Source organism: Prolixibacter sp. NT017, from assembly GCF_009617875.1.
Taxonomy (GTDB): domain Bacteria; phylum Bacteroidota; class Bacteroidia; order Bacteroidales; family Prolixibacteraceae; genus Prolixibacter.
In genome coordinates, this window is record NZ_BLAV01000001.1 from 3162640 (window position 1) to 3176613 (window position 13974).

12 protein-coding genes are annotated in these 13974 nt (G+C 44.6%); 3 read left to right on the plus strand and 9 right to left on the minus strand.

From position 1 onward, the window contains the following. Window positions 1-115: 115 nt before the first annotated feature. Window positions 116-1132: a 2-oxoacid:ferredoxin oxidoreductase subunit beta gene (locus GJU87_RS13080; RefSeq protein WP_153639940.1), complete on the minus strand. Its 1017-nt coding sequence runs from the start codon at window positions 1130-1132 to the stop codon at window positions 116-118. A gap of 2 nt (window positions 1133-1134) precedes the next feature. Then, window positions 1135-2976 (minus strand): 2-oxoacid:acceptor oxidoreductase subunit alpha, encoded by a 1842-nt coding sequence (locus GJU87_RS13085; protein WP_153639941.1) that lies wholly within the window; start codon window positions 2974-2976, stop codon window positions 1135-1137. A 215-nt stretch (window positions 2977-3191) separates the two neighbouring features. Here GJU87_RS13085 and GJU87_RS13090 point away from each other — a divergent pair, with 215 nt between their 5' ends. Next, window positions 3192-3716 (plus strand): gamma carbonic anhydrase family protein, encoded by a 525-nt coding sequence (locus GJU87_RS13090; protein WP_106541749.1) that lies wholly within the window; start codon window positions 3192-3194, stop codon window positions 3714-3716. A gap of 161 nt (window positions 3717-3877) precedes the next feature. On the opposite strand, the gene gluP is transcribed toward GJU87_RS13090, so the two are convergent. Continuing rightward, window positions 3878-5095, minus strand: coding sequence for a glucose/galactose MFS transporter (gene gluP, locus GJU87_RS13095; protein ID WP_153639942.1), 1218 nt, complete (start codon window positions 5093-5095; stop codon window positions 3878-3880). A 297-nt stretch (window positions 5096-5392) separates the two neighbouring features. Here gluP and GJU87_RS13100 point away from each other — a divergent pair, with 297 nt between their 5' ends. Both GJU87_RS13100 and GJU87_RS13105 read left to right on the plus strand, forming a co-directional pair. Continuing rightward, entirely contained in the window at window positions 5393-6295 is a 903-nt protein-coding gene (locus GJU87_RS13100; RefSeq protein ID WP_228491985.1) for a sugar phosphate nucleotidyltransferase, read from the plus strand. Between the two features lie 15 nt (window positions 6296-6310). Further along, window positions 6311-7408: a phosphotransferase enzyme family protein gene (locus GJU87_RS13105; RefSeq protein ID WP_153639943.1), complete on the plus strand. Its 1098-nt coding sequence runs from the start codon at window positions 6311-6313 to the stop codon at window positions 7406-7408. Between the two features lie 75 nt (window positions 7409-7483). On the opposite strand, the gene murI is transcribed toward GJU87_RS13105, so the two are convergent. The 6 genes from murI to GJU87_RS13135 form a co-directional block, all read right to left on the minus strand. Then, window positions 7484-8317 carry a glutamate racemase gene (gene murI / locus GJU87_RS13110; RefSeq protein WP_153639944.1) on the minus strand — a complete coding sequence of 278 codons (834 nt, stop codon included), beginning with the start codon at window positions 8315-8317 and terminating at the stop codon, window positions 7484-7486. Between the two features lie 127 nt (window positions 8318-8444). Beyond that, window positions 8445-8957 (minus strand): OmpH family outer membrane protein, encoded by a 513-nt coding sequence (locus GJU87_RS13115; protein WP_153639945.1) that lies wholly within the window; start codon window positions 8955-8957, stop codon window positions 8445-8447. Window positions 8958-8998: 41 nt separating this feature from the next. Beyond that, on the minus strand, window positions 8999-9514 hold the full coding sequence (locus GJU87_RS13120; protein ID WP_153639946.1) for an OmpH family outer membrane protein: 516 nt from the start codon (window positions 9512-9514) through the stop codon (window positions 8999-9001). A 60-nt stretch (window positions 9515-9574) separates the two neighbouring features. Continuing rightward, window positions 9575-12151 carry an outer membrane protein assembly factor BamA gene (gene bamA / locus GJU87_RS13125; RefSeq protein ID WP_153639947.1) on the minus strand — a complete coding sequence of 859 codons (2577 nt, stop codon included), beginning with the start codon at window positions 12149-12151 and terminating at the stop codon, window positions 9575-9577. 1 nt (window position 12152) lies between these two features. After that, complete coding sequence (locus GJU87_RS13130) at window positions 12153-12893, minus strand: isoprenyl transferase (RefSeq protein WP_153639948.1); 741 nt, start codon at window positions 12891-12893, stop codon at window positions 12153-12155. An 11-nt stretch (window positions 12894-12904) separates the two neighbouring features. After that, on the minus strand, window positions 12905-13798 hold the full coding sequence (locus GJU87_RS13135) for a DUF6089 family protein (RefSeq protein ID WP_153639949.1): 894 nt from the start codon (window positions 13796-13798) through the stop codon (window positions 12905-12907). Window positions 13799-13974: the final 176 nt, after the last annotated feature.

The following is a 13974-nucleotide window of genomic DNA, read 5'->3' on the forward strand; positions in this document are numbered from 1 at the left end:
TGTTGCTTCGCTTCATGGTTCCGGAATTGATTTGGTTGAAAATAGCGAAATTTTTACCCTTATAAAACAAAAAAGGAGGCCGAAGCCTCCTTTTCAATGGTATGTTGTTGATACTTTATTCAACCACCCATGTGTTTCCACTGGTCAATAGGTCGTCAACGCATTTAATCTTTGCTGTCGACTTCACCTCTTCAATCTGGGCTACCATGGCCTCATCATAAGAAGGACCTGGCACGGCACGGATGACTCCCATAGCTACCGGGAAATCGGGAAGTGCCATGTTAATCAGCAGTTGATGAACGAATCCGTTGGGTTCTGTTACATCGTGAACCAGAATATCGTCGCGGGTAACACCGTCTTCACCGATTTTTACCACTTTCAGACGACCACACTCCAGGACCAGACCTTTGTCTTCGTTCTCACCGAAAATCATCGGCTCACCATGCTTCAGCATCAACTGGTGTTCCTTTTTCATCTTCGGATCGGTGATGGCTGCATGAATTCCATTGTTGTAAATCATACAGTTCTGGAGAACTTCTACGACCGATGCACCTTTGTGTTTGGCCGCTTCTTCAAAAATTTCCTGGCTCAGTTTGATGTTATTATCCACCGAGCGGGCAAAGAAAGTTCCACGGGCACCCAACACCAACTGTCCCGGAACAAACGGGTCTTCCACTGTTCCGTAAGGCGAAGTTTTGGTTACAAAACCTCTGTCGGAAGTTGGTGAATACTGTCCTTTCGTCAAACCGTAAATCTTGTTGTTAAACAAGATGACATTGATGTCGATGTTACGGCGAATCAGGTGAATGAAATGGTTTCCACCGATGGCCAACGCATCACCGTCGCCGGTAATTTCCCAAACACAAAGATCCGGATTGGCACATTTTACACCGGATGCCACTGCAGCAGCACGTCCGTGGATGGTATGAAAACCATAGGTACTCATATAGTACGGAAACCTGGAAGAACATCCGATTCCCGAAATGACTGCATAGTCTTTATGCGCAATGTTTAGTGAAGCCATTGCTTTTTGAATGGCATTCAAGATGGCATGATCGCCACATCCCGGACACCAGCGAACTTCATTATCGCTTTTGAAGTCTTTTATTGTTAATGCTAATTCTTCGGCCATTGTTATTCCTCCAATAATTGTTCAAACTTCTCGCACAATTCATGAACCGTAAACGGAAGTCCTTTGACCTTATTGAATTGTTCGTATTTGAAATCGGGTTCTTTATCACGGAGATATGCTGCAAACTGTCCCATGTTCAACTCGCAGACTACAATCTTCTTAAACCGGCTAAATACCTCATGAACGTTGGCCGGCAGCGGATTGATGTAATTGAAGTGTGCCAGACCAATTTTATGATCCAATGAGCGCATTTCACGAACCGCACTTTCCATGTGTCCAAAGGTACCTCCCCAGCTTACAACCAGCAGATCGCCTTCCTGTTCTCCACATACTTCCAGTTCAGGAACCATATCGACAACACGCTTAACCTTCTCTGCACGAATTTCCACCATCTTCTGGTGATTTTCCGGATCGTGACTGACGTTACCCATCAGGTCTTTCTCCAAACCACCAATGCGGTGCTGGAAGCCATCCATTCCTGGATAAGCCCACTCGCGAGACAATGTTTTCTCGTCGCGAGAATATGGCTTGTATGTTTCCGCATTTTTAGCGATGCGAGGCGTAATCGCTGGCAAATCAGCCATCTTCGGAATTCTCCACGGTTCCGAACCGTTTCCGAGGAATCCATCGGTCATCAGAATAACCGGCACCATTCTTTCCAAAGCAATTTTAGCTGCATGGAAAGCATAGTGGAAACAATCGGATGGTGTGGAAGCGGCCAATACAACTACCGGGCTTTCACCGTTACGGCCATAAAGTGCCTGCAACAAGTCAGATTGTTCCGTTTTGGTCGGCAAACCGGTTGAAGGACCTCCACGTTGAACGTTCACCAGCACCAAGGGCAACTCGGCCATTACGCTCAAACCCAAAGCTTCCGATTTCAACGCTAAACCGGGACCGGAAGTAGAAGTTACCGCTAAATCGCCGGCAAATGCAGCTCCAATAGTCGTGGAGATTCCGGCAATTTCGTCTTCTGCCTGAAACGTTTTCACACCTAAATCCTTACGGGCCGAAAGCGCCTGCAGCACCTCAGTAGCGGGAGTAATAGGATACGAACCGAGGAAAAGTTCCAGATTGGCCTTCTCGGCTGCAGCGAGCAGTCCCCAGGCAGTAGCAAGGTTACCGTTGATATTCCGGTAAGTACCATGTTCAATGGCCGCCGGATGTACGATGTACCTCGGCGTCATGTGTTGCATGTTCATACCGTAGTTCCAACCACTCCTCAACACTTTAAGGTTAGCTTCCACCACCGCAGGCTTCTTCTTGAATTTATTCTGAATGAAGCTCTCCATGTAGTCCATAGGACGGTCAAACATCCAGCTTACCAAGCCCAGTGCAAACATGTTCTTGCTTCGCAGAATACTTTTGTTGTCAAGACCGAAATCTTTCAACGCTTCCCTCGTAAGGGTAGTTATAGGAACCGGAATTTTGAAATAATCATCCAGTTGCAACTCCTCAAACGGATTGTCCGTGCTAAATTTTGCCTTCTGAAAATTCTTCTCCGTAAAACTGTCCTGGTCGTAAATAATCGTCCCTCCGGGGCGCATAAACGGCGCATTTGCTTTTACGGCTGCAGGGTTCATGGCTACCAGCACGTGGGCGTAGTCACCCGGTGTGGTCACCCGGCGGGTTCCAAATTGTACCTGGAAGCCCGACACGCCGCCAACGGTTCCCTGCGGAGCGCGTATTTCTGAAGGATAATCGGGGAATGTCGAAATATCATTCCCAATCAGAGCAGAGGCGTCCGAAAACAACGTTCCGGTTAACTGCATCCCATCTCCTGAGTCTCCTGAAAACCGGATGGCTACCTCTTCAAGTTCAATAACTTTTGTTTCCTTAGACATAATTACGAAAACTTATGTTCGACAGGTTTATCCACTTACGAAAAACAATTTTTAAGGCATATTTTATATCAATTCCTCAAAAAAATTACCCGCAAGAGAAAGGATTATAAACATATGCGACAAATTTAATGATTAAAGGCTATCAGCGACTATGACATTCGACTTATTTCGCCCATAATATTAACTTTGTTAGTAAATTAAAATCAATACAGATAATGGCCATTATACAATCTCTTCGCGACAAAACGCCAACCTTCGGCAGTAACTGTTTTATTGCAGAAAATGCTGCCATTATTGGCGATGTGGAAACAGGTGATAACTGTAGTTTTTGGTTCGGCGCCGTTTTACGCGGCGACGTGCATTACATCAAACTGGGTGATAATGTTAATGTCCAGGATAATGCAGTTATTCATGCTACCTACCAGAAATCTCCTACCAACATCGGTAATAACGTCAGCATTGCACATGGTGCCATCGTGCACGGATGTACCATTCATGATAATGTCCTTATCGGGATGAACGCGGTGGTACTTGACGATGCTGTTATTGAAAGTAACTCCATCATCGCGGCCGGAGCCATTGTTACCAAGGGTACTGTTGTGCGTTCCGGTTCGGTTTATGCTGGTTCTCCCGCCAAGAAAATCAAGGAAATCAGTCCTGAGCTTCTGGAAGGCGAAATTCACCGGATTGCCAACAACTACCACATGTACGCTGGCTGGTACAAAGAAGGTGAAGATTAATTGATAATCAGCATCGCATAATATGTTTTAGAATATCCATCCCGAGTGATAGTTTCGAAACAATCAAATTTGGAGGATTACAGAGCTAAAATGTTACTGAAATACAAAAAGAAAGGGTTACCAATTGGTAACCCTTATCTGTTTTCATTATAAATAAGTTGTTATCTTATTTTATGTCCTTTTAGTGCATAGAAAAGAATGAAAAGATAGGCAGGGAAACAAACCCAGTAAGCGGCCTGAATACCAACAATATCTTTTACTCCGCCAAAAGCGAGCGGCAAAATGGCACCACCAACAATCCCCATCACCAGTAACGATGCTCCTGTTTTGGTAAAGCGTCCCAGGTCGGCAATGGCAAGGGGCCAAATGGCTGGCCACATCAGTGAGTTCGCAAGTCCCAGCAAAGCCACAAACCAAATGGAGTAATTTCCGGATACCAGAACAATCGCCAACGAAGCCGCTACTCCCAACCACGAATTGATTTTTAACGCCGTATTTTGCGTAATTACCTTCGGAATGAAGAACACCCCGAACAGGTAACCAATTACCATGAAAATAACCGTGTACGTTGTATAAGTTGCCGGATTGCCCAGCCCCAGACTGTCAGCATAATCGACAATGGTTGCCAGTGCTATCGTTTCAACACCTACGTAAAAGAAGAGAGCAATAACACCCAGAATGAGGTGCGGGAACTGAAGAATGCTGGTCTTTGTCCGTGCATACGACGAAACCGGAGTCTCTTCTTCGCTTTCGTCCTCACCTTCGGCTTTCACTTCCGGCAGCGGGGCGAAATAAACAGCAATGCCCAGCAAAACGAATATGCCCACAATCAGGAAAAACGGGAAATACATCTTTTGCAGCGAAGGTGCATCCAGATTCAGGAACAAACTCAGGAATATCGGTGCTACGGCCCAGGCCGCCTTGTTGATAATTCCCATAATACTGATCCGCATCGCTGCACTCTCCTGCGGTCCCAAAATGGTGATATACGGATTTACCGATGCCTGTAGCAAGGTATTTCCCATACCGCTGATGAACGATGCCAACAGAAACAGTCCCAGACTCTCGTAACGCGCCGATGGAACAAACAGTGCAAGCCCTACCGCGAAAAAGAAAAACGAAACCATCATTCCGCGCCGGTAACCAATCTTGCTGATGATTACCCCTGAAGGATATCCAAAAACAACAAAGGCTGAAAAGGTGGCTGCCAACACGAGGTACGACTCGGCTGAAGATAAATCAAGTGCCTTTTTCAGGAAGGGAATCAGGTAACCGTTAATTCCAAGAGCAAATCCTATCACAAAAAACATGACTCCAATGATGATAATTGGAATCACATAATTATTCCGTCTTGAGTAAGTAGCTGTTTCTGCTGCCATTTTCGAACTAGTTTAGTTTATTTAGAACAATACGTTGTTCACGAATATAATACTTTATTTTAATAGATTAATTGGGATTTTCTCTTTGTCTGCGTGCGGGTTATGCCTACTTTTGAAGGGGAAAAACAAGGGTGATAAACTTTTAATAAGTACATCTTTGAAATCGAATTTATTTTCAACCCATTACATAGAAGACTAGTTTTTTTAATAAGAAACTACTTCATAAGCGGGCATCTTCTTATTGAGACAGAATGATTCCAACTTTTTGTAGTTTCAAAAGACGAAACAAACAACAAAATGATGAAACCGACTTTAGTTATTCTGGCTGCCGGCATGGGAAGCCGGTACGGAGGCCTCAAACAACTCGACGAAGTGGGCCCAAACGGAGAAGCCATTATTGACTATTCGCTTTACGACGCCATTAGGGCCGGATTTGGGAAAGTGGGATTTGTCATCCGTGAGGATTTTGCCGATGAATTCAAAGCGCGCTTTGGTCCCCAGCTCGAGGGGAAAATCGAAGTGGCTTACGTTTACCAAGCGCTGGACAAAATTCCCTCCGGATACAACATTCATCCCGAAAGGGTAAAGCCGTGGGGAACCGGACATGCTCTGCTGATGGCAGAACCGGAAGTAGATGCTCCCATGGCAGTCATTAACGCCGACGATTTTTACGGACCGCAGGCTTACCAGGAAATTGCTTCGTTCCTTACTTCGTCGATTGATGAAAACGAATACGGAATGGTAGGATACCAGCTGGATAACACATTGTCGGAATTTGGCTCGGTATCACGCGGGGTTTGCCAAACCGATAGTTCCGGCCGTTTGACTGAAATCAACGAGCGGACTAAAATTCAAAAGGAAGATGACGAGATCGTTTATTACGAAGATGAAAAGCGTTTCCCGTTAACCGGAAAAGAGCCCGTATCGATGAATTTCTGGGGAGTAAAAACTTCCGTCTTCCAATACCTGAACGAAGGATTCCGTGAGTTCCTGCAGGAAAAAGGCAACAAACTGAAATCAGAGTTCTTCGTGCCGTTTCTTATCAATGACAAAATTGTTGACGGAACCGTTAGCGTAAAGGTACTGACCTGCGATTCGCCATGGTTTGGTGTTACCTACAAGGAAGATAAACCGTATGTACAGGATAAACTGAAGAAGTTGATTGAAGACAAGGTTTATCCCGAAAATCTATGGAAATAAAAGAAAACTAACCATATGACTAACCATCAACTAAACCTGATTTTTGAATCTTTCGGCACTGAAGGACATGTAAAACACTGGGAACCTTTTGGCAACGGGCATATTAACGACACTTTCCTGGGCAAGAACCAGAAAAATGAGGCTTCCGACTTTATTCTTCAACGCAAAAACCACAAAATTTTTACGAACGTACCCGGCATGATGGACAACATTACAGCCGTGACGGAACACATTCGTAAAGGACTCGAAGAAAAGAACGAAGCAGATATCGACCGGAAGGTGATGAAGTATTTTCCTGCTAAGGACGGCAAGTGGTATGTGAATGATAAGCAAGGTAATTACTGGACCCTCTTTCTTTACATTCCTGGTAGTCATAGTGTCGAAAATATCGAAAATCCGGAACAGGCAATGATGGCCGCCAGGGCTTTCGGACATTTTCAGCTGCAGTTGTCCGATTTGCCCGGAGGTAAACTAGTGGAAACCATTCCGAATTTTCACAACGGCATCTCCCGGCTCAACGATTTCCGGAAAGCCATTGAACTGGACCAGGCCGCACGAGTGGGCGAAAACCGTGAATTACTGGAACAGCTCTTGAACCGGGCAGATGAGATGACGCTTTTGCAGAAATGGCTCGATTCGGGTGAACTTCCGCTCCGCATCACGCACAACGACACCAAAATCAACAATATACTCTTCGAGAAGAACGACCAGCCGCTGTGTATTATCGACCTCGATACGGTGATGCCGGGAAGTGCGTTGTACGATTTTGGAGATGCTATCCGCACCATCGGGAATACGGCACCGGAAGACGAGCCGGATTTGTCAAAAATCGGTTTTTCAAGCGATATTTTTAAAGCTTTCGCTGAAGGATACCTGGCTGAAGCCGGAAAGTTTTTAACGCAAAAAGAGAGAGAAAATCTACCTTTCTCATGCCTTTACATGGCATGGGAACAGGCCATCCGCTTCATGACCGATTACCTGAACGGCGATACCTATTACAAGATTGCGTACCCGGAACACAATTTAGTGCGGACGAAAGCCCAGTTCAGGTACCTCGAAATACTGGAAGAGAATCGTGAAGCGATGGAGAAGTTCATCAGGAAAGTCGGGTAATACTTCGCGACTCAAACAATAAACAGACGGACGGAGAACGATGATTTTCCGCCCGTTTTGTTTTAGTAGAAAAAACTATAAATGCAGATGTTCCGCTTCCAACGATGCTCCGAAAAACATACCGGCACGCGTCTCGAAATTCTCCGTTGATTCAGTTGTCAGAAATCGCTGCGAACCTCCCTTGGAACACTTCTGCTCCATCTCGGGATGCCGCATTAAATAGTCGGCCAGACGTTCGGCTACAATCGGACCTTGTTCCAATAGCTGAATATGTTTCGGAAGGAATTTTCGGATAGTTTCCGACAACAACGGGTAGTGTGTGCACCCCAGAATCACCGTGTCAATCCCGGCATCCTTTTCCAGCAATTGTTTAACATTCTTCTCAACGAAATAGTCGGCTCCGGGCGTTCCTATTTCATTGTTTTCCACAATCGGAACCCACATCGGGCAAGCTTCCTGGTAAGTAATCACGGGTTTGTCAGCTGAAATTTTTCTTATCTCCAACGGATAGGATTCCGATTTAACAGTACCGGTTGTTCCTAAAACCCCTACCCGTCCTGTGCGCGTTACTTCCGGAATGCGTTCCACACTCGGACGAATTACTCCCAACACGCGCCGGGAAGGATCGATGTTCGGTAAATCGCGCTGTTGTATGGAACGTAATGCTTTCGCAGAAGCTGTATTACAAGCCAGAATCACCAGATGACACCCCATATCGAACAGTTTTTTTACAGCCTGAAGCGTATATTCGTAGACAACTTCAAACGAGCGTGTTCCGTACGGCGTCCGGGCATTATCGCCCAAATAAAGGTAATCGTATTCCGGCAGCTCATCGATTACCGAGCGGAGAACGGTTAATCCTCCATAACCGGAATCGAATACACCAATCGGCCTGTAATCTTCAGCCATTATTTCATGTTTTATTTCCTACCTGAAACTACAAAATTCTGCACAACCGAACGCAATCCATCGTTCCTAAAAACAAAAAAAGGACACTGTCTAACAGCGTCCTTTCTTCAAGTTCGAATATTTTTATTTACTGAATTCCCAGTTTTTTCTTCACCAAAGGAAGAATATCCTCTGATTGAGCGGAATGGTAAAGAATGCTGTTGACATCAAATACATAAATCAACCCTTCTTCCTTAGCCACTGCATCAACGGCTGCACGAGCTTTTTTGATGATCGGCTGAAGTTGTTCTTCACGCTTTTTCTGAAGATCCTGCTGAGCTACAGCCTGAAAGTTCTGGATGCGCTGCTGCAGATCTTGCAAATCGTTTTCTTTTGCACTACGAACAGCTTCTGATAGACTGTCGCGCTGAGCAATGTAGGCCTGTACTTTTGTCTGGTACTCCTTCTGCATATTCGTCAGCTGACTTTCCAATTCATTAGCATGCTTCTGCATCGCTTTCTGAGCGGCATCACGCTCCGGCATCACCTGCAGCAACTGCTGAAAATCGATGTGCCCGAACTTGTATGTCTGTGCTTGTGCTGAAATGCTTCCGGCAAAAAGGGCAACAAAAAGTAACGTTACCTTTAAAATGTTTCTCATACTTGACTGATTTAACAAATTATTTCGCATAGATATAGATATTAATTCTTATATCCAAGTTTCTGCAGCACCTGATCACTTAAATCGTATTTGGGGTTGGTATAGAGCATACTCATACCCGCCGAGCGATCGAAGATCACAGCGTAACTGTCTTGTTCCGCAATCTCCTGAATTGCATTGTAAATGTCGTCTTGAATAGGTTTAATCAGCGATTCGCGTTTTTTATACAAATCTCCCTGAGGACCAAAATACTGCCGTTGCAGTTTTTTATATTCTTTCTCTTTCGAAACAATAACATCCTCGCGCCGGCGCCTCATATCGTCGGACAACAACACCGACTCAGCCTGGAAATCCTTGTACATCTGATCCAACTCAGCGTGAAGTGTTTCCAGCTCTTTCTGATATTGCTTCGAAATTTTATCCAGCTGATCCTGAGCTGCATGATAAGCCGGAATATTATCAAGAATATATTCAGTATCGACATAAGCATATTTTTGAGCATACGAATAGCCCACCATGCTTAGTATCAGCGTAAAAAGGAGAACAATCTTTTTCATAATTCGTGTTTTGAATGAAGTTTCTCAATCAAAAGCAAAAACCAGACCAACTTTCACAGCTTAGAATTGCTGGCCAATAATAAAGTGGAACTGACTTCCGTTCGCGTTCGCCTTGTATGCCTGATCAAACCCATACCCCCAGTCAAATCCCATCAAACCAAACATAGGCAGGAAGATACGGACTCCAAGACCAGCCGAACGGCGAATATCAAATGGGTTATAGTCTGAGAAATCATGCCAGGCGTTACCACCTTCGGCGAAAGCTAAACCATATATTGTTGCCGACTGACTTAACGTGATCGGGTAGTGAAGTTCCACAGTAAATTTCTCGTACAGGTTACCTCCGTTGCTCGGTGTCAACGAGTTATTTTCATAACCTCTCAGCCCGACAATGTCACTACCGTACATACTGTATCCGGACATTCCATCACCACCAACCCGGAATTGCTCAAACGGCGATCGTCGATTCTTGTCATAGTACCCGAGGAAACCGGCTTCGAACTTCGTTCGTAAGATCAGCTTCTCATCACGGGACACCGGAGTATACACATCTCCTTTGAATTTCCACTTGTGATATTCGATCCATTTGTATCGCTGAGAATCGGGTAAATTCGGGTCAGCGTAATTCACCCCGTCAAAAGCCGAATATGGCGGAGTTAACTGAAGTGACAGCGAGAAGTTGGATCCGTGTCGTGTATACAGCGGGTTATCAGTCGAGTTACGTCCCAGAACTGTCTTGAAACTAAGGTTATGCGAGACTCCGTTGCGGAACAGATAGTAACTCCAGTTTTGTAGATCGTACAACTGGTACGAGACTTCGTTGTAAAGAGTGAAGTAATCGTCGGGCCAACTCAGGCGACGTCCCAAACCAACCGATGCTCCGAATACCGACATCTGTTCAGTAATCTGGTAATCATACATGTTTGAGTATCCACCATAGCTTCCGTAACCTCCACCATAGTAACTGGATCCGTAGCTTCCGTAACTATATGGATTGTAACCTCCGTAGTAGTAATCTGAGTTACCGCTGGTTTGCTTCGAGTAGTATACTGACAACGTAAATGAGTTCGGTTTCTTTCCTCCCAACCAAGGTTCAACAAATGAGAAACTGTATGATTGATAATAGGAACCGTTGGTCTGTGCACGAAGACTCAATGTCTGACCGTCACCGGTAGGCAGCGGACGCCATGCTTTTCCGTTGAAAATATTCCGAACGGAGAAGTTGGTAAATTTCAAACCAACCGTTCCCACAAACATGCCGGCTCCCCAACCACCGGAAAGTTCAATCTGGTCGTTGGCGCGTTCTTCCAGATGATAGTTAATATCTACTGTTCCATCTTCCGGATGCGGAATCACCTGCGGATTAATTGTTTCCGGGTTGAAGTGCCCCAACTGAGCCAATTCCCTTACCGAACGAATAATATTTTCTTTGCTGAACAGCTGTCCCGGACGCGTACGCAACTCACGACGGGCAACATGTTCGTGTGTTTTGGTGTTTCCGGAAATAATGATCCGGTTGATCGTCGCCTGCTGTCCTTCGTAAATACGCATCTCATAATCAATAGAATCATTTTCTACTTTAGTTTCCACCGGATTAATATTGAAGAACAGGTAACCGTGGTTTAGGTACACGTTACTAACAGCATCGTCATCTTCACGCAGACGCTTGTCAAGTAACTTCTGGTCGAACACATCGCCTTTCTTGATTCCAAGAACGTGACTCAGATACTCCGATGTGTAAACTGTATTACCTACCCATTTTATATTACGGAAGTAATACCGGTCACCTTCTGAAATCCAGATTTTGATGCTAACGGTATTGTCACCATTATTATATACCGAATCGGCCGTGATCATCGCATCACGATATCCCTCTTCGTTATATTTCTTAATGATATTCTGCTTATCCTCTTCATACTTGTCTTCCAGGAATTTTTTGGAACGGAAAAAGTGTTTCAGGCCTTTGTCCTTGGTCTTTTTCATCGCATGCTCCAACTGTCCTTCAGATAATGCCTTGTTTCCGTAAAAGGAAATTTTCTGAATCTTCACTTTTTCCTTCTTGTCAACATTAACGTCCAGAATGACATGATTTTCCTTGGAAGGATCATCCCGCTGAACAACGTTCACATCGGTATTGAAAAAACCTTTGCCGTGATAATAATTCAGAATCTGTCGCTGTGCGTTGTTAATCAGATTATCGGTTACCTGACCGCCAATAATTAACAATACCTTCTTCTCAATCTCGTCTTTCTCGCCCTTGGAGACTCCGTTGTAATTTACTTTGGAGAGCCGGGGTCGTTCCTGAAGATAAATGTCGAGCCAGATTTTATTACCGACGATCTTGGTCGCGGTAATTTTCACGTCGGAGAATAATCCCTGACGCCAGTATTTTTTGATGGCTGCAGTAATTTGATCACCGGGGATGGAAACTTCGTCTCCAACCTGCAGTCCCGAAAGTTTCTTAAGTACTTCTTTATCCAGGAACCGAATTCCACTAATTTCGATCCCACCAATGGTGTACATTTTCTGGCTATCGTAATAAATGGAAAAATTGGTACTGTCGGCTACCACCTGGGCAAAAACACCTGCACTGCTGCTAAAAATTAAAAGAAAAAAGAGTATCAGTTTTTTGTACATGTCAGATTCTGATTTGTTCACTTGTTTTACCAAACCTTCTCTCTCGCTGCTGGAAATCGGCAATGGCTTCAAATAAGTCATCTTTTCTAAAATCGGGCCATAATTTTGTGGTGAAATAAAATTCCGTGTAAGCTATCTGCCAAAGCAGGAAATTACTTACCCGGTATTCTCCGCTGGTTCGAATCAACAATTCCGGATCTGGTATCCCCTTTGTCGAGAGATAATTATCGAAAAGGTTTTCATCAATCTGAGAGGTTTTTATTTTTCCGCTGCAGGAATCTTCTACCAAACAACGCACGGCATTCAAAATTTCCCATCGGCCTGAATAACTGAGGGCCAATACGAGCTTCAATCCGGTGTTCTCTGATGTCAGAACCATTGCTTCCTGCAACTTGATACGGGCGTTTTCAGGCAGGCTATCCGTATCTCCAATTGTCATCAGTTTTACATTATTCTTGTTTAGATTCTCCGCTTCACTGGTAATTGCATGAACCAGGAGCGACATCAAAGCCTCTACCTCCTCTTTCGGACGACTCCAGTTTTCGGTAGAAAATGCGTAAAGTGTCAGGTACTTCAACCCGGCCTCTCCGGCACCTTCAACCGTCGAACGTACTGCTTCAACTCCTTGCTCATGCCCAAAGATCCGCTCGTTCCCGTGTTGTCGCGCCCATCTTCCGTTACCATCCATAATTATGGCAACGTGATTTGGCATGTGCTCCTTGTTCAATTTATTAATTCCCATTTTCTTATTCACTAGTCGTATACCGGACAATTCTTTTTACCGTCCCACAACAAGATGATGAAGGACACGGTAAACGTTGACAACCAGTCGTTATTATGCACGGTACTGGACGAAAACTTGTCGGCGTAACCGGCGTACATCTGCCGGTTTCCCGTAGGATCTGTCGGATCCGGTACCTGTGATGTGTCGAAGTAATGGAACCGAATCGGATCATCCAGATTATCGATATTGTCCGTAAAGGTTTTCCGAACCATCGCTTCTACATTGATGGCAAAAATATCGGAAATATTCCACTTTATACCCATCCCAACCGGAATAACCGGAGAAAAAGCATCTAACCCATTGGTAGTGTGACCATTTTCGTCGACATATGCATTGTAATATAAATTGCCATTCTGAGGAATTCTTGGCTGCTGATTCAGGATTAAAGTCCCGCTACCATTTGCGCGCGTGTACATTGCGCCAATTCCTGCAGAAATATACGGCGTAAAGGAAGCATTTTTATTGCCCAACTCATAATCCTTAAAATTGAACTCAAAAATCCCTTCGAGCATCTGGATGGAGCGATGAAATGAATAATACTGCGACAAATCGCGCGGGTAATGATATACCAATGAATTGGGAAACGTGAATCCCATTCCAGGTTGCGAAAGATACACATCGTTGTATATGCCTTTCACATTCAACGAGGCAATCATCAACTGTGCCTTTACCGCCATTCGCTTGTTCATATTCCAGCGCGCAAACACGCCAAAAGCCGGTGAAAGCGACTTCATGTAATCAACCTGCTGAACATCTCCCCAGTAAAAAGCTAACCCGGTCGTCAAACCAAGATCCGCAGTTTTCTGAGCCTGAACCTTCATACCGGCCAGGAAAATTGCCATAATGATTAGCAGTTTCTTCATCCAGTTCAAATTATTGAGCCAAAATTTTGAAACCGTTTGATAGAATATATCAGTCCAAAATTCATCTGTCCGACTCAAGGTTTACAAATGTAATAGATTCGCAGAATTTTCCTTCCGCTCTTACCATAATAAACCGATAAAAGCGTGAAAAATTGCGTATTTAACCGGATAAAGAA

Excerpts from the sequence above, each read along its gene's own strand:
- gluP (WP_153639942.1), bottom strand. The coding sequence starts at position 5,095 with ATGGCAGCAGAAACAGCTACTTACTCAAGACGGAATAATTATGTGATT.
- GJU87_RS13115 (WP_153639945.1), bottom strand. The coding sequence starts at position 8,957 with ATGAGAAACATTTTAAAGGTAACGTTACTTTTTGTTGCCCTTTTTGCC.
- GJU87_RS13120 (WP_153639946.1), bottom strand. The coding sequence starts at position 9,514 with ATGAAAAAGATTGTTCTCCTTTTTACGCTGATACTAAGCATGGTGGGC.
- GJU87_RS13080 (WP_153639940.1), bottom strand. The coding sequence starts at position 1,132 with ATGGCCGAAGAATTAGCATTAACAATAAAAGACTTCAAAAGCGATAAT.
- GJU87_RS13105 (WP_153639943.1), top strand. The coding sequence starts at position 6,311 with ATGACTAACCATCAACTAAACCTGATTTTTGAATCTTTCGGCACTGAA.
- murI (WP_153639944.1), bottom strand. The coding sequence starts at position 8,317 with ATGGCTGAAGATTACAGGCCGATTGGTGTATTCGATTCCGGTTATGGA.
- GJU87_RS13135 (WP_153639949.1), bottom strand. The coding sequence starts at position 13,798 with ATGAAGAAACTGCTAATCATTATGGCAATTTTCCTGGCCGGTATGAAG.
- GJU87_RS13100 (WP_228491985.1), top strand. The coding sequence starts at position 5,393 with ATGATGAAACCGACTTTAGTTATTCTGGCTGCCGGCATGGGAAGCCGG.
- GJU87_RS13090 (WP_106541749.1), top strand. The coding sequence starts at position 3,192 with ATGGCCATTATACAATCTCTTCGCGACAAAACGCCAACCTTCGGCAGT.
- bamA (WP_153639947.1), bottom strand. The coding sequence starts at position 12,151 with ATGTACAAAAAACTGATACTCTTTTTTCTTTTAATTTTTAGCAGCAGT.
- GJU87_RS13085 (WP_153639941.1), bottom strand. The coding sequence starts at position 2,976 with ATGTCTAAGGAAACAAAAGTTATTGAACTTGAAGAGGTAGCCATCCGG.
- GJU87_RS13130 (WP_153639948.1), bottom strand. The coding sequence starts at position 12,893 with ATGGGAATTAATAAATTGAACAAGGAGCACATGCCAAATCACGTTGCC.